Here is a 16349-nt window from a genome sequence, read left to right as displayed (position 1 = left end):
GCGACAGGGGCAGCAACCTTTCAAGCTTTGTTGAGAACATCGTGCGTCAGCATCTGGAGGAATATGGTGAAGACATAGAGAAATGGAGAAGACTGTAAGCCGTAAGAAAAGGTAGACGGTTTTCTGGGAAAAGGTCTACCCTTTCTTCAAAATAGGTCTACCTTTTCAGGCAAATAGGTCTACCTTTTTTGCTAAAAGGGTCTACCTTTTTTTCTTCGGTTTAGTTCTCTGTGAGAATGCCACGAACGCAGTTAGTCATAGAATGCACGGCATTCGTTTTTAGGCTATAAAATGTTTTAAGCGTAAATGGTTTGTTCGGTAGCATTGCAAGACGTCAGTTTGTACCCACAAACTGCGCCCAGCTCCCCTCGTTAGATTGTCGGGGAGATAAGACCGTAATCACTACGTTCTCATCGGTCAGTGTTCGGGAATTAAGCAACAACGAATCATCTGCAATGATTAACTTTCAAGGAAACTTATATGAACAGATATAATAAAAAGACTGCCAAATGGCAGCAACAGAATAAGGAAGAGCAGAAGATGAACAAGACAGAGTTCATCAAAGTAAGATGCACCTTAGAGGAAAAGCAACGTATTAAGTCAAAGGCGGAAAGTGCGGGACGTAAGTTCTCCGACTACTGCCGTGAGATACTCTTAAATGGAGAGGTGGCAGCCGTTCCCAAGATGACCGACAATGAAAGGGAAGCCATTGCCATACTTCAGCATACAGGACGGTTCTATGGGCAGATTTCTAACCTTATCAAGGTTAAGGATGAAAGGTGGGTACATATCACTAAGAACCTTTCCTTATGTGCCAAAGAAGCATTTAAGCGATTCTACGACCCCAAATTTCGTGTAGACGATGAGATATATAAGGTCTTAAATATGAAGAGAGATGATAGGAAAGTGTAAGGCGATAGCGCATGGTAGCACGGCTTTGGACTATATATTTAGGGAAGGCAAACTCGGCAGTCGGCTTGCTTTCCACAATCTTTGCAGCACAGAGCCGAAGACTATCTACGAGGAAATGAAGATGGTCAGCGACTATAACAGCCGTTGCAGGAATAAGTTCCTCCGTATTGAAATAGGCATCGCACCACAAGATGAGAAAAGACTGCCTGTATCCGAGCTTATGGGGATAGCCCATTTGTTTGCCAAGCGAATGGGACTTGACAACCACCAATGGGTGGCGGTAACGCACAAGGATACAGATAACAGACATATCCATATTATCGCCAACCGTATCAGCCTATACGGCGAAGTCTATGACACCACATTCGTAAGCAACAAGGCTGCAAAGATAACAGAGGAAATCAGCAGAGAGAAAGGCTTGACCATCGCCAAGGAAATCAAAGCTGAAAGGAAACATCAGAAAGCAAAAGCCAATCCCACAAGAGAGGAAACAAAGAGAGAACTACAAAGAATATGCTATGCCCTACTTGAAAAGTACAAAAGTACAGGTATCACAGGACATTCTATGTTCCTCTATGAGTTGAACAAGCATGGAGTAACCATAGAGCGTATGAAGAACAAGCAGAGCAAGGTCTATGGTTTGAAGTTCTCCTACTGTGGACAGACATTCAAAGCTTCCGAGATAGGCAGGGAGTTCGGCTACCATTCCTTGCAGAAGAACTTTGAAACAACCAACAAGGAAGAACAGAAGAAACCACACCAAACGATACAAGAGCCAATAGAAAAGAAAGAACAACCTGATACAGGTTACCAACTCGTACCTCCAAGCCGTTCCTCTATCTCACGAGAAAATGATACCTCACAAGTACAGAATCCCATTGGTGCAGTAGCAGACACCATTGTTAGTGCAGCCGATGAACTAATGGAAGGGTTGGGCGATTTGATTACACCATCCACACAGAGCGATGACTATGCCGAAGCTGTGTGGCAGCGCAGACTCAGATATCAAGCCAACAGAAAGAAGAAGCGAGGACGAGGATTATAATCCCATTACAGCGACAAAATCAGCATTACAAAAATGCAGAAAGAAGAATATCTCATTAAAAACGCTTGTTATTCGGTAATAAAGTATTATCTTTGTAAACAGAATAACAAGCGTTCTTTGTTGATGCAGAAACCTGCGGTTAATGGCACTTCGCTCGTTTCCAAATCGTTACCTGTTTAGTTTGTATAGCAAGGTAACTTCTTTATTTTCAATTAGATACATTTTAGAAATTATCTCGTGATGTATAACTGATTATACAGGCGTGTATAAAACGATAGAATAAAGCTCTGAATACTTGTTCTTCCTTTTACATGGTAGAGATACTTAACAGAGAACGATTAGGATACTAATTATTTTGTGTTTATGGCAATATAGTTACCAAAGGGAACTCCTCTTTATTTGAGAAGGGCATATCATTGATGTGGAAAGTGGGGTATAGGGTGAATATAGCAGAAGGGCTGACATCCCAATGAGGATTTCAGCCCTTAACTATATTATGTGGGGAAAGTATTTCCTTTATATCAACAATTAGCTTTATAAGCGTGTATAAAGCTAATATTGTCTTCCTAATCTAGAACTCACTTGTGAAGTGGAAACGAATATGTTCGAAGTCTTGTTGAGCCATACTCAAAACATAACTGGAATCAGCGAGGAAGACGTCACGCCCTTCATTATCCTTTGCCATGTACTGATACTTACGTTTCTTGAAATTCTCTAGTTCCGTTTCGTCATCAGCTTCAATCCAGCAAGCCTTGTATAGATGAACTGGCTCCCAGCGGCATTTCGCATTATATTCGTGTTCCAATCGGTATTGGATGACCTCGAACTGTAGTTGTCCAACAGTACCAACAATACGGCGATTATTGAATTGATTAACGAATGATTGCGCTACACCTTCGTTCATTAATTGCTCAATACCTTTAAGGAATTGCTTAGACTTCATAGGATCATCATTCTCAATGTATTTGAAGAGCTCAGGAGAGAAACTTGGTAAACCACGGAAGTGAATCAATTCGCCTTCTGTTAAAGTATCACCAATCTTGAATACCCCAGCATTGTCTGGGAGACCAACAATATCTCCAGGGTAAGCCTCTTCTACCGTACTCTTGCGCTGTGCCATAAATTGAGTAGGGGAGGAGAAACGCATTGTTTTGCCATTGCGTACATGCAAATAGGGCTGGTTACGTTGGAATTTACCAGAGCAAACCTTGCAAAAAGCAATACAACTACGATGGTTAGGGTCGATGTTGGCGGTAATCTTAAAGATAAAGCCTGTGAACTTTGGCTCTGTAGGTTCTACGATTCTCTCTTCTGCCTTCGTTGGTCGTGGGCTTGGAGCTATCTCTACAAAACAATTTAAGAGTTCCTGTACACCGAAGTTATTCAAGGCAGAGCCGAAGAATACTGGTGCCACTTCTGCACGTCGATAGCCATCAACATCAAATTCTGGATAGACCCCATTAACCAATTCGAGATCATTGCGGAGTTGTTCAGAGAATTCGACACCAACATGCTCTTCAAGTTCTTTAGAGTTGATATCTACTTCCACCTTCTCAGTAACTCGTTGCTTGTTGGGTGTGAAAAGGTTTAATTGTTGTTCGTAGATGTTATATACACCCTTAAAGCGTTGACCTTGACCGATAGGCCATGATAATGGACGCACACTGATTTGAAGTTCTTCCTCCAATTCATCTAATACGTCGAAAGGATCACGACCTTCACGGTCCATCTTATTAATGAAAATGATAACAGGCGTGTTACGCATACGGCAAACTTCCATTAACTTACGCGTTTGTGCCTCAACACCTTTTGCAGAGTCGACAACGATGATGGCAGAATCCACAGCTGTTAGAGTACGATAAGTATCTTCGGCGAAGTCTTGGTGACCAGGAGTATCTAGAATGTTTACCTTATACCCCTCGTAATCGAACTCCATCACAGAGGTTGACACCGATATACCACGTTGCTTTTCAATATCCATCCAGTCAGATGTTGCTGTCTTACGAATCTTATTGTTCTTAACAGCACCAGCCACTTGAATTTGTCCACCGAAGAGCAGGAATTTCTCTGTCAATGTAGTTTTACCAGCATCAGGGTGTGAGATAATGGCAAAAGTTCGTCTGCGTTCTATTTCGTTCATTTAAATTCTTTATGTTATTTGTCTTGTTCTTGTAATCCTTTGATACATTTCTTTAATGAGTCTTCCCAATAAGGAATCTTAATACCAAAGGTTTCTTTAATCTTTGTCTTGTCAAGTACAGAATAGGCTGGGCGTGTAACAGGTGATGGAAATTCATCACTATGGCAAGGTTGTATATCACAATTACGATTGCCAACAAGTTCTGCAATCTTAATAGTAAAGTCATACCAGCTGCAAACACCTTCGTTAGAGAAATGATAGATACCATTGTTTCCTTCATATTTGCGTTGCTCGACAATATCGTAGATAGCATCAGCTAAATCGCCAGCATAAGTTGGAGTGCCACATTGGTCAAAAACAACTTTCAATTGTGGCTTTGTTGCTGTAAGATTAATCATTGTCTTAACAAAGTTATGACCAAATTCGCTATACAACCAGGCAGTACGGAGGATGATATGTTTCACTCCTGTTGCTTGAATCTTTTGTTCGCCATGTAATTTGGTTAAACCATATACGCCTGTCGGAGTACCTTTCATGTCTTCTTTACAAGGAGTATTATAAGGGTCGCCTCCAAAGACATAATCAGTGCTGATATGAACAAGTAAACCATTTACTTCTTTCATTGCAATCGCAAGATTCTCAGGAGCAATAGCATTGAGCGTCTCAACAATCTCGCCTGCAGTTTCTGCTTTGTCAACATTTGTCCAAGCTGCGCAATTGATGATACATTTAATATCATTGTCTTTCACCATTTTGCGTATAGCCTCCAAATTAGTGATGTCTAACTTAGTATAACCATCACATACGTCTGTGAAGATATACTTGTCTTTACTCTTTTGAGATACAATCTGCATCTCATTACCGAGTTGTCCATTTGCACCTGTAACTAAAATATTCATACCCTTATTATTTTTATTCTTCACCGAAGTCTAACCCCTCTGTCTTGTCCTTTATGTAATAGTCGGATAGCATACCAATAAAAGTTGTTACTTCTTTTAAGGCACGCTCTGTTTCTGGTGTAATCTCTTTCTTTTGTAGGCGAAGCATCATGACTCCATAGAGCAAGTCAAAGCATGTCTCTATTTCACTTTTTGAAAGTTGAGAAGCTACATCCTTCAATCGATTGTCATTTGTCTTTGCCATTTTATCAGCAGTACGTTTAGTCTTACCTCTTAGTTCAACAATGAAAGGTAAGACACGATAATATTCTGCTGAATAAAAAGGGAACTTAGAAGATTGGAGTAACTCTTTATGAAGTTCTGTAAGTCCTTGCATCAAGACCTTATTAATCTGTAAGTGACCTCCCTCACGGCAACCTTCTTGATTCATCATTCTTACAAGATCACCAAACCAATCCTCCTCTTCTTCCTTTTGTTCGTCAGTATATTGAAATTGATCAATATATTCGGTACGTATTCTTGTGAGTGAACATCCATAAGCTCGAATGATATCTTCAATCTGCCACATATAAAGCAGATATTCTGCTACACTCTTTTTTCTTAATTCTTTTGCAACAAACATATAAAATACCTATTATTTGTATTTATTTCATCAGACCATCGACCGTAGGAAGGTGATAAAGATTGAATACCGTTCCTAAGAGCATGATAATCGAAAATAAAATAACAATAGAACCAATCACCTTATTTATTATAAGAATACCATTGACATCGAACTTTCCTCGAATTCTGTCGATAAGCCATGTTAAACCATACCACCATAATAATGCTCCTGCTGGGATACAAGCGAAACCTACAATCATCTCAAACGTCTGCCCTGGTTGTACAAAAGCAAATTGTGCAAAACAAGCCATGAATAGGAAGATGATCAATGGATTTGAGAATGTTACGAGAAATGCGGTCAATCCATTGTGAAAAATACTACCCTTAGTCTTTCCGCTTTGGTGTACTTTCTTCATTGGATTTGACTTAAAACAATAAAGTCCAAATAATAAGAGTAAGACACTCCCTGATATTTGGAGTATGAGTTTATAAGTAGGGTTTTGTAAAGGCCCCATGATAAAACTCATACCTAAACCAACTATAAGAGCATAAATAGTATCACTAACGGCAGCGCCAATACCTGTTATAAAACCATACCAACGTCCTTTATTTAAAGTACGCTGAATACATAATATTCCGACTGGACCCATAGGTGCTGATGCGATAATACCAATCAACAAACCTTTAAAGATAAAATCCAGTATATCTAATTGAATAGGAAATTGCATGCTTGTTATTTTGGGTGCAAAATTGCAAAAATTATGTGAGAAAAACAAATTTACCTAACAAAACTTTGTGGTATTCTAGTTTTTTCATAACTTTGCTCCAAGTATAATTAAACTAAAAACTTAGTAGGTCATATGGACGTAACAGAACAGAAACCAGTTGTAACTGGTTTAGAAAAGCCATTTGTTATTGGCTTGGATTTGGGAGGAACAAATGCTGTCTTCGGTGTCGTTGATCAGCGTGGACAGGTACTTGCGACAAATTCAATTAAGACGCAGGCCTATAAAACAGTAGATGACTTTGTAGAGGCTGGTGTTGAAGCATTGAAGCCACTTATTGCAAAGTATGGTGGAATAGGACAATTCCGTGCTATGGGTATTGGTGCTCCTAATGGTAATTTCTATCGTGGTACGATAGAATTTGCACCAAATTTGTCATGGGGACATGATGGTGTTGTGCCATTGGGTGATATGTTTTCAGAGAAGTTAGGTATTCCTGTTGGTCTTACCAATGATGCTAATGCTGCTGCTATCGGTGAAATGCAGTATGGAGTTGCACGTGGAATGAAGGATTTCATTATGATTACCCTTGGTACTGGCGTAGGTTCTGGTATTGTGATTAATGGTCAGATGGTTTATGGCTCAGATGGTTTTGCCGGTGAGCTTGGTCACGTGATTATGGTTCGTGGCGAAAAGGGACGTAGCTGTGGTTGTGGTCGTACAGGCTGTCTTGAGGCTTATTGTTCTGCAACTGGCGTTGCACGTACTGCTCGTGAGTTCCTAAAAGAGAGTGACGAAGATTCTTTATTGCGTGAGTTGAATATAGATGAGATTACATCTCTTGATGTTTCTATTGCAGCAGGTCGTGGTGATGCACTTGCAAAGCGTGTATATGAATTTACTGGAAAGATGTTAGGTGAAGCATGTGCTGATTTTGCGACATTCTCTTCTCCTGAAGCATTTATCTTCTTTGGAGGTTTAACAAAAGCGGGTGACTTGTTGATGGAGCCATTAATTCGTGCTTATAGAGAGAATGCTTTGGAGATTTTCCGTGATAAGCCAAAGTTCTTGGTAAGTTCACTTGATGATGCCGCAGCAGCTGTTCTTGGTGCATCTGCTATTGGATGGGAGTTGTAATTTAAAGATATTCGACTTAATATATAAAAGGTAAAGCCTAAGTTCGTATATCTATATTTGCATAGAACTATAGTTGCTTCTTTTTTAAATTAAGTTCTCTCAAGCTAAAAGAAAAGGTTAACGTTAATATTAGATGTGATTCTTGAGATAATATCATACTCTGGAGTCCCTATCTTAATAGCGTTAGCCTTTTTTGTTGTTTTATTTTGTGTTCTCACTTTTTTACTATATCTTTGCGACTCGGAATAAAGTTAATCTATAATTAATTAAAGCAACAAATGAATCAGGAAGACGATATCAAAAAAGCTATTGAAGTGATGAAACAAGGCGGAATCATACTTTATCCGACAGATACTGTATGGGGAATTGGTTGTGATGCTACCAATGCAGAAGCTGTTGCAAAAGTCTATTCATTGAAACGTAGAGACGATTCTAAAGCACTAATCTGTTTGGTTGATTCTGATAATCGTCTACAACGTTATGTTCATAATGTCCCTGATGTTGCTTGGCAACTAATTGATGCTGTAGAGAAACCAACAACATTAATTCTAGATGGCGCAGTGAACCTTGCACCTAATTTGATAGCAGAAGATGGTTCTATTGGCATTCGAATCACAAAGGAACCCTTCTCTCGTGAATTATGTTATCGATTCCAAAAAGCTATTGTGAGCACATCCGCTAATATTAGCGGTGAGCTTGCAGCTCAGAACTATTGCGATATTTCTCAAGAGATACTTGATGGTGTAGACTATGTCTGTCAGTCTCGTCGTCAAGAACATAAGCCCCATACACCTTCTAGTATTATAAAGTTGAGTGTTGATGGTGAGGTGAAAATTATTAGAAAATAAGTAAACGTATAGATGGAAGTATCGGCTAAATTAGGCTTTCTCTCTCGATTTGATGTTTGGCGTCAAAAGCATGTATCTGATCGTGAGTTAGTTTTAGTGCTAGCATTCGCTATTGGTTTTCTTGCCTCTTTAGCTGCTTATATTCTCCATATTATTATTGGTCAGATAGAGGAACTTGTTACTTCAGGCTTCCATGTGATGACAATCAATTGGCTCTATCTGCTTTATCCTGTTATCGGTATTTGGCTTACGAGTTTATTTGTCAAATACATAGTTCGTGATAATATCTCCCATGGTATTACGCGTGTTCTGTATGCTATTTCCACGAAGCAATCTCGATTGAAAGCGCATAATACATGGTCTTCTATCGTTGCATCTGCCATTACAATCGGGTTTGGTGGTTCTGTTGGAGCTGAGGCTCCTATCGTATTGACGGGTTCCGCTATTGGAAGTAACTTAGGACGCATTTTTCATCTAGACAATCGTACACTCATGCTCCTTGTGGGATGTGGGGCGACAGCTGCAGTATCTGGTATCTTTAAGGCTCCTATTGCAGGGTTAGTCTTTACGCTAGAAGTATTGATGGTAGATCTTACCATGGCCTCTTTGTTACCAATACTTATTTCCTCAGTAACAGCAACATGCTTTTCTTACTTCTTCACAGGTGGATCTCCGATGTACCACTTCCAAATGGATTATCTTTGGAGTCTTGAACGTGTACCGCCTACGATACTCCTTGGTATTGCTTGTGGCTTTATTTCGCTTTATTTCATGCGTCTTATGTCGTGGTGCGAAAATGGTTACGGCAAACTTTCTAAGTATCCTTATCTAAAGCTACTTGTTGGTGGCTTAGTACTATCCTCTCTCATCTTCCTTTTCCCTTCTCTCTATGGTGAAGGCTATAATAGCTTAGGGCTATTTATTGAGGGGAAGACTGAGGCTGACTGGATGCAAGTTATGAGCGGTTCTATGTTTGCTGGTCAAACGAATTTACTTGTACTCTATGTTGGTTTCGTTATGCTTACAAAGGTTTTTGCTACTAGTGCTACAAATGGTGCAGGTGGATGTGGTGGAACTTTTGCTCCAGCACTATTCATTGGAGGTTTTGGCGGATTCTTCTTTGCTCGTCTTTGGAATATCCAACAGTTAGGTGTTTATGTTCCAGAGAAGAATTTTACGCTCTATGGAATGGCTGCAGTCATGGCAGCTGTCATGCATGCGCCCTTGACAGGAATATTCTTGATTGCAGAATTGACAGGTGGGTATCAGCTTTTTATACCTTTAATTATAGTAACCATCTGCTCTTATCTGACGATTAATATTTTCGAGCACCATAGTATCTATGCTGTCCGATTAGCCAAACAAGGTAAATTACTCACGCATCACACAGACAAGTCTATCCTTACATTGATGACAATGGATAAGATTATTGACCGTGATTTTACCTCTGTTGCTCCTGATATGGAAATGGGGCAACTCGTTCATGCCCTTAGTTCGAGCCGCAATGATTATATCCCAGTTCTCAATGAAAGTGGCTGTCTTATGGGCGAGATAGATATTACCAAACTTCGCCATATCATTTTCCGTACAGAGCTTTATCATCGATTTCATGTGAGTCAACTTATGACAGCTCCAGCAGCTACATTAGGTGTTAATGACCCTATGGAAGATGTGATGAAGACGTTTGATAGTACTGGGGCGCAGTATTTACCAGTGGTTGGTTTAGATGGTCATTTGGTAGGATATATCTCACGAATACGATTGTATAGTATGTATCGTCAGTTCGTTGCAGATTTTAGTGCCGAGTAAGTCTTGCTCTTACTCTCATTTTATTCCGCATCCTTAATTGTAAAATCTTAAAGAATGAATAGTAAAGATATACGCATCATCTTTATGGGTACCCCCGAGTTTGCGGTGGAGTCCTTAAAGGCTTTAGTGGAAAACGATTATAATGTAGTAGCCGTCGTTACTCAACCTGATAAACCTGTTGGGCGGCATCAAGATAAGCTGCAACCTTCTGCTGTTAAGCAGTATGCTTTAGAAAAAGGCTTACCAGTACTTCAACCAGTGAAGATGAAGGATCCTGAGTTTATCGAGGAACTTCGTTCTTATCATGCGGACTTACAAGTTGTTGTTGCCTTTCGTATGTTACCAGAGGTTGTTTGGGCAATGCCTCGTTTGGGAACTTTCAATGTTCATGCGGCTCTATTGCCTCAATATCGGGGTGCTGCGCCTATTAATTGGGCAGTAATCAATGGAGAGACGCAAACGGGTGTTACTACTTTCTTCCTTGATAAAGACATTGACACGGGTAGGATTATTATGCAAAAGCCATTCGACATCCCTGATACGGCTGATGTTGAATATGTTTATGATGGTTTAATGCACTTAGGGGCAACAATTGCAATAGACACGATTCATCTCATAGCCTCTAAGTTGCCAGAAGATAACTTAGATGTTGATTTCTCTCATGTCTTAGACGAGATTAGTGTACCCCAAGAGCAAGAGAATATCGAACTCAAGAGTGCACCGAAGATATTTAAAGAAACCTGCGAGATAAATTGGTGTCAACCAGCAAAGACTGTTTATGATTTTGTTCGTGGACTTAGTCCTTATCCTGGCGCATGGAGTTCGTTAGTCTTGAATGATGGTTCTGAGAGCAAACCATTGGTTATGAAAGTCTATAAAACATCAAAGACGAATCGTGTAGCCACAGGCGCAGTTGGTAACCTTGTTGTTGAGAAGAATCGCCTATATGTGAATACGACAGATAACTTGCTTGAGCTTCTGGATATTCAATTATCTGGAAAGAAACGTATGGATGCAGCCTCTTTTCTTAATGGCTTTAAGGCTATTACAGATTATCATTTCGTATAGTTTTTGTGAACTAAATGGTAAGGAAATGAAAGAGCCTTCCTTCCTCTCTTGAGAGTGAAGGAGGCTTTTTTTCTTTTTTTCCTTGCTCATTTCATTTTATCTTCTTACCTTTGCCGCCGTGAAACAATTAGCAATGACATATCAAGTGAACGAAGTACTGCAAAGAATTATCGAATTCTTTGCATCTTTTTGCACTTTATCTTTGGTCAATCCAAATAATTTGCTAACACACACACACACACACACACACACAATATGCGCACCTAGCGTCTAATAACACATTTTTTCTTCTCGCATACGCGCGCGCGAAGCGTGCCGTAACCCCTGTAAACAAAGGACTTCTAGGAGTTTCCTTTGTTCGCTTTTTTATGCCCTTTTGCGAACTCGATTTAGAGCAAAATAAGAACGAAATAACAACTATTTTAATCAATGAAGTAATGAGAAAAAAGCAAGTAAAGAAGAGTTATTCTGCACCAGCGTGTATGATAATTCAAGTCAACGAAGCCACTTATTTGATGGATGCGTCTATGCCAGGTCAGCATAATCCAGCACAATCAGGTGGAACGTATGGAGATGCCAAGAAGGCTCCTAATTGGATGTCTGAAGGTGAAGGCGAGGGAGAAAATCCAATGTGGGAAGACTAACAGAGAGTTATTAACTAAAAAAACAAAGTAACAATGAAGAAAACAATGAAACAATATTCATTCGCATCACGACTAAAGTCTTTGGCACTTGTGTTCGGCATTGCCTTGGCTTTTGCTTCTTGCGCCAATGAGGAAATAGCACAAAATCCTAATGGCACAGATAACAATAAGAACTTTACCATCTTCTCAACAGGTGACCCCACAACTCGCACATCCATGGAAAGCAATGGTACTTTCTATTGGGAGGCAGGCGATAAGATTTGGGTAAAGGATGATAACGGTACATGGCGGCAAAGTCGCAATGCTCCAACAGAAAAGACAGCCAGCTTTAAGTTTGAAGTACCTGGTAAGTTTACAAAGACTACCACCTATAAGGTTTATTATCCTGGTAAGAATGGCTATCAGAATCTAGTTACAATTGTTGCAAACCAGAGACAGGCAGAGCCAAACACTACTGCTCACTTCGGTACATCAGGTGATTGCGGAATGGCAGATGCCGCATGGTCAAATGCAAAGAATGGTTTTGCTTTCACGCTCGACCACAAGGCAGCTTACCTTCTCTTCTTGCCACGTACCAGTAACACTATCTTACATGACTGCTATTTGACAAAAGTAGAAGTAAATTCAGATAACGACATTACCAGTACTTACACCCTTGACCCAACAACTGGCAAATTAATAGGTACAGGTACACGCAAGCAGATTATCGTTTCAACAGGTGGAAGCGGAACATACGCTAACGGATTTCCATTAACGAATAATGCTACAAGTGCAGCAACAAATGGTGCTTATGTAGTGATAAAGCCAGGAACTCACACACTAAAGATACGTTATTGGTTGATGGACGTTGCAACTGGTACCGAGGGAACTATAACCAAGACATTAGCATCAGCTACCTATGACCAGAACAAGTATTACAACATTACTGCTAATCTTGACGTAAAGAACTACGATGGCGACCATTACTATATGTGGGATGCACAGGATCAATATTGGAAGGGGCACGAATGGAACAAAGGTGGTAGCCAGCCAACACTTTACTATAATCTTCCAGGTAGTACAACTTCCAATGACTATGCCCATAGCAACACGGATTCACGTTACTATAACGAAGCATTTACCCCTGGCACAGGTAATAAAGCCACCCACGCATCCTGTAAAGACCTTCCAAACGTGAATGAGTTGACGTGGTACGCCGCAAGTGATCCCCGTTGGGACAGAGACGAATTGTGGACAACTATGGGTCACTTATATAAAGGTGGAATGTGGCTTAAGAAGAAGGCATACATAAGTGGATTCAACGCTAACACTGCATACGATGGAGTCGATTGGCGAACTAACGCAAAATACAATTATTGGTCTGCATCTCGCACCCTTCCTTCCGCTGCCGATGCTGGCAATTATTTCTACCTGCCTGCTTTTGGTGACTACTACTCTGGTCGGCTGGGCAGCATTGGACAAACCGGCTATTATTGGTCGTCCAGTGCTAATTCTTTTAATGGACATAGTGCGTTTGTCCTGCGCATCTCTGATGGTGAAGCCTCGGTGTTGACCAACGGCTATATCCGCTACTACGGATATAGGGCGCAGAAGTTCTCAGATTTTGGGGAAGATTAATGCGAAAAAATATGACAAAAGAGGATAAAAATAGGTCCTTTGTAAGTAGCTGATAATCAAGGGATTATAAATAGGGTACCAAAGTATGATACTTAGGGGGTCTAAGTATTATACTCAGGTACCCTAAGTATGATACTTAGGTACCCTCAGTCCCATACCAAGGGTGACTCGAATAAGAAAATAATTTACAAATCATATTTATCAACTTTAAAACATTAATATTATGGCGTTTTTTAAGAAAGTAAAGAAAAAGCTAACAGGACTATGGTATCCAGAAGCAATAACCGTAGGAAAACCTGTAACAACCGACCAAGTGGCTGACCGCTTGGCATTGATTTCGACCGTAAGTCGTGGTGATACGTATGCTGTGTTGAAGGATTTAGGTGTTGTTATGGCTGCATTTATGGCTGAAGGTCGCACGGTAAAGTTGGAAGGCGTTGGTACGTTTTACTACACCATCAATGCCGATAAGGGAATCGCGAAGCCGGAAGAAGTGACGGCAAAGCAGATAAAGAACGTGCGTGTTCGCTTTATTCCTGAAACTTCGCGCACGCAGAGCAATAAGGTTGCCACCCGCTCGTTGGTGTCTGATAATATTTATTGGGAGGAGTGGAAAGAGAAGGAAGGCCTCACCCCCGCCCCCTCTCCAAATGGAGAGGGGAGTGAAGACCACCCAGGACCACAGGCAGGGTAAAAGCCCCCTCAAAAAGCCTCCCCAAGCCCCTCCGAAGGAGGGGATGTCCCTAAGTCCGCTCATATATATTTGGCTATTTCAAACTGTATGCAATAAGGACATCCCCTCCTTTGGAGGGGCTTGGGGAGGCTTTCTTTTAGGGGGCTTTCTTTTTATACCACGGGGGCATTTAAGGTTGATTCAGGGTATCAATCGTTCTGTAATAAGACAATCGATTATATTAATTGTGAAATTAATGTCTTTCAAAACTAGTGTATTAATTTGGTTCTCTCGCTTCCGTGGTACAGCCCCACCCCAAGCTAACGGGGTGGGGCTTTTGTATAAGACAGAGGTACATGGCTTTAGAGACATAATGACAAAAGAACATATTATTTAATGACATAAGTTTTGAAGCCATAGTAACATAGTAGCACTGGTTTTGAAGACGGAATGGAAGAAGAACATATTTTTTAATGACATAGGTTTTGAAGACATGGTAACATACGAACATAGGGGGATGGTAACATAGGGTTTAGACAGAAGGGAAGAAGAACTTATTTTTCAATGATATAAGTTGGGAAGTAGGAACATAAGAATACGGCATTACCAAACGATTGTTTGATAATGCCGTGAGAGAGACATTTATAAATATTGGTTTTAATCGCTCTGAATAGAGCTTATGCTTTTAACCAAGGAAGTGGATTTCGCCAATGAAATAGAGTAGGATGTAACCTAAGATGAGGGAAACGAGTCCGCAGGTGAGACCTGCCTTTAGCATATCCTTTTGTTCGATTAAGCCTGTTGAGTAAGCAATGGCGTTCGGCGGTGTTGATATTGGTAAACACATTGCTGTTGATGCTGCAATGGCAATACCAATAAGGACTGTGCTTGTACCACCAATACCACCGAGTTTGTCGCCCATACCACGGCAGACAACAGCGAGGATGGGAACTAACAAGGCTGCTGTTGCTGTGTTTGAAATGAAGTTAGAGAGGAAGTAACAAATCAAACCAGATACGGCAAGGATGATGATAGGACTCCAATTGCCGAACGGAATACTCTCAATAGCGGCATCAGCCAAGCCCGATCCGTTCATACCCAATCCAATGGCGAAACCTCCAGCAACCATCCAGATGACGCTCCAGTTAATCTCCTGCATATCTTTTGCGGTAATAACGCCCGTGACAGCGAAGATTGCCATTGGAATCATTGAGACTGTGTTGGTGTCAATACCAGTGATTTTCTTTGGAATTACCCATAGAAGGATTGTGACAATGAAGGTAATGATAACTACCCACATACGCCATCCACGGTGTACCTCACCATCAATCTTCAGGTGTATAGTCTTCTGTGTGAATGGGAAGAAGTGGAGGATAATTCTCCATGAAAGAAGGAGTAAGACGATTACAAGTGGAGCCATGAATGCCATCCAGTGCATGAAGTCGATATTCATGTTAAGACCTGCTGGGTCATTGAGATATTTAAGTGCGATGAGGTTGGGAGGTGTTCCAATCGGTGTTCCCATACCGCCGAGGTTGGCAGCAATAGGAATAGACATCGTCAAAGCGATACGTCCTTTGCCATTGGCAGGCAGGGCTGCAAAGACAGGGGTAAGGAAGGTAAGCATTAAGGCAGCTGTGGCTGTGTTCGAGATGAACATAGAGAAGAGTCCTGTGATAAGTAGGAAGCCCAAAAGAACATTCTCACTCTTGTTACCGAAAGGTTTGATAAGGTTACGTGCCAATAGCGTGTCAAGTCCCGACTTAGAAGCGGCAATCGCTAGGATAAAACCTGCAAGGAAGAGCATAATGATTGGATCAGCAAAGGATGCCATAATCTCCTCCGAGTCGAGTAATTCCCCAACTCCATCACCTTTGAATATTCCGAAAGAATTCTTCGAAACGGTGACACACATGATAGACATGATACTCAGCGAGGTTGCCCACGCAGGGATGCACTCCGTCAGCCACGATAGGGTAGCAAACACGAAGATTGCAATGATGCGTTGTTGTACGATGGTTAACCCATCAATACCGAAAGCACTTGTTGGAAGGTTCCAAACGATAGTTGTTACAATGATAATAGCCAGTAGCTGCCAAACATGTTTTGTTTCGACGTGGCTACTAAGTGCATTAGACTTTTCTTCAGCCATGGTGCGAGTTGTTTAGATTAATGTTTTAGGTTGTTTAGTAATACGCGGACGAAAATATAAAAAATATCCTTAATGGG

At 40.8% G+C, this 16349-nt stretch carries 15 protein-coding genes; 10 read left to right on the top strand and 5 right to left on the bottom strand.

Features of this window, described 5'->3' with window-relative positions:
• The 3 genes from F0475_RS08455 to F0475_RS08445 all read left to right on the top strand — a co-directional run.
• Positions 1 to 98 (top strand): DUF3408 domain-containing protein (locus tag F0475_RS08455; RefSeq protein WP_155716300.1); only part of this gene is annotated, 98 nt, incomplete at its 5' end.
• Between the two features lie 382 nt (positions 99 to 480).
• Complete coding sequence (locus F0475_RS08450; RefSeq protein WP_155716299.1) at positions 481 to 912, top strand: plasmid mobilization protein; 432 nt, start codon at positions 481 to 483, stop codon at positions 910 to 912.
• Positions 896 to 1957 (top strand): relaxase/mobilization nuclease domain-containing protein, encoded by a 1062-nt coding sequence (locus tag F0475_RS08445; protein ID WP_155716298.1) that lies wholly within the window; start codon positions 896 to 898, stop codon positions 1955 to 1957. The genes F0475_RS08450 and F0475_RS08445 overlap by 17 nt, the downstream gene beginning before the upstream one ends.
• A 571-nt stretch (positions 1958 to 2528) precedes the next feature.
• Here the strand turns inward: F0475_RS08445 and F0475_RS08440 are convergent.
• Genes F0475_RS08440 through F0475_RS08425 form a run of 4 tightly spaced genes read right to left on the bottom strand, consistent with a single transcriptional unit; the run spans position 2529 to position 6327 of the window.
• Positions 2529 to 4097, bottom strand: coding sequence for a peptide chain release factor 3 (locus F0475_RS08440; protein WP_155716297.1), 1569 nt, complete (start codon positions 4095 to 4097; stop codon positions 2529 to 2531).
• 14 nt (positions 4098 to 4111) lie between these two features.
• Positions 4112 to 4996 (bottom strand): dTDP-4-dehydrorhamnose reductase, encoded by an 885-nt coding sequence (gene rfbD / locus F0475_RS08435; RefSeq protein ID WP_155716296.1) that lies wholly within the window; start codon positions 4994 to 4996, stop codon positions 4112 to 4114.
• Positions 4997 to 5009: 13 nt separating this feature from the next.
• On the bottom strand, positions 5010 to 5618 hold the full coding sequence (locus F0475_RS08430) for a DUF4924 family protein (RefSeq protein WP_018909888.1): 609 nt from the start codon (positions 5616 to 5618) through the stop codon (positions 5010 to 5012).
• Between the two features lie 22 nt (positions 5619 to 5640).
• Positions 5641 to 6327 carry a LysE family translocator gene (locus F0475_RS08425; protein ID WP_155716295.1) on the bottom strand — a complete coding sequence of 229 codons (687 nt, stop codon included), beginning with the start codon at positions 6325 to 6327 and terminating at the stop codon, positions 5641 to 5643.
• Positions 6328 to 6459: 132 nt separating this feature from the next.
• Here F0475_RS08425 and F0475_RS08420 point away from each other — a divergent pair, with 132 nt between their 5' ends.
• From F0475_RS08420 to F0475_RS08390, 7 genes are all read left to right on the top strand, one after another.
• Positions 6460 to 7461 carry an ROK family protein gene (locus F0475_RS08420; RefSeq protein WP_155716294.1) on the top strand — a complete coding sequence of 334 codons (1002 nt, stop codon included), beginning with the start codon at positions 6460 to 6462 and terminating at the stop codon, positions 7459 to 7461.
• Positions 7462 to 7739: 278 nt separating this feature from the next.
• Positions 7740 to 8309: an L-threonylcarbamoyladenylate synthase gene (locus tag F0475_RS08415; RefSeq protein ID WP_155716293.1), complete on the top strand. Its 570-nt coding sequence runs from the start codon at positions 7740 to 7742 to the stop codon at positions 8307 to 8309.
• A gap of 12 nt (positions 8310 to 8321) precedes the next feature.
• Positions 8322 to 10118, top strand: a complete 1797-nt coding sequence (locus F0475_RS08410; RefSeq protein ID WP_155716292.1) for a chloride channel protein — start codon at positions 8322 to 8324, stop codon at positions 10116 to 10118.
• Positions 10119 to 10172: 54 nt separating this feature from the next.
• Positions 10173 to 11186 (top strand): methionyl-tRNA formyltransferase, encoded by a 1014-nt coding sequence (gene fmt, locus F0475_RS08405; protein WP_155716291.1) that lies wholly within the window; start codon positions 10173 to 10175, stop codon positions 11184 to 11186.
• Positions 11187 to 11623: 437 nt separating this feature from the next.
• Entirely contained in the window at positions 11624 to 11830 is a 207-nt protein-coding gene (locus F0475_RS08400) for a hypothetical protein (protein WP_317163211.1), read from the top strand.
• A 33-nt stretch (positions 11831 to 11863) separates the two neighbouring features.
• Positions 11864 to 13447: a hypothetical protein gene (locus tag F0475_RS08395; RefSeq protein WP_155716289.1), complete on the top strand. Its 1584-nt coding sequence runs from the start codon at positions 11864 to 11866 to the stop codon at positions 13445 to 13447.
• A 223-nt stretch (positions 13448 to 13670) separates the two neighbouring features.
• Positions 13671 to 14141, top strand: coding sequence for an HU family DNA-binding protein (locus tag F0475_RS08390; RefSeq protein ID WP_155716288.1), 471 nt, complete (start codon positions 13671 to 13673; stop codon positions 14139 to 14141).
• Positions 14142 to 14805: 664 nt separating this feature from the next.
• Here F0475_RS08390 and F0475_RS08385 read toward each other — a convergent pair.
• Positions 14806 to 16272, bottom strand: coding sequence for an SLC13 family permease (locus F0475_RS08385; RefSeq protein ID WP_155716287.1), 1467 nt, complete (start codon positions 16270 to 16272; stop codon positions 14806 to 14808).
• Between the last annotated feature and the right edge of the window lie 77 nt (positions 16273 to 16349).

This window comes from Prevotella vespertina (assembly GCF_009728485.1).
Classification (GTDB): Bacteria; Bacteroidota; Bacteroidia; order Bacteroidales; family Bacteroidaceae; genus Prevotella; species Prevotella vespertina.
The sequence above is the reverse complement of the archived record's forward strand: the minus strand, read 5'-3'. Positions and strand labels throughout refer to the sequence as shown.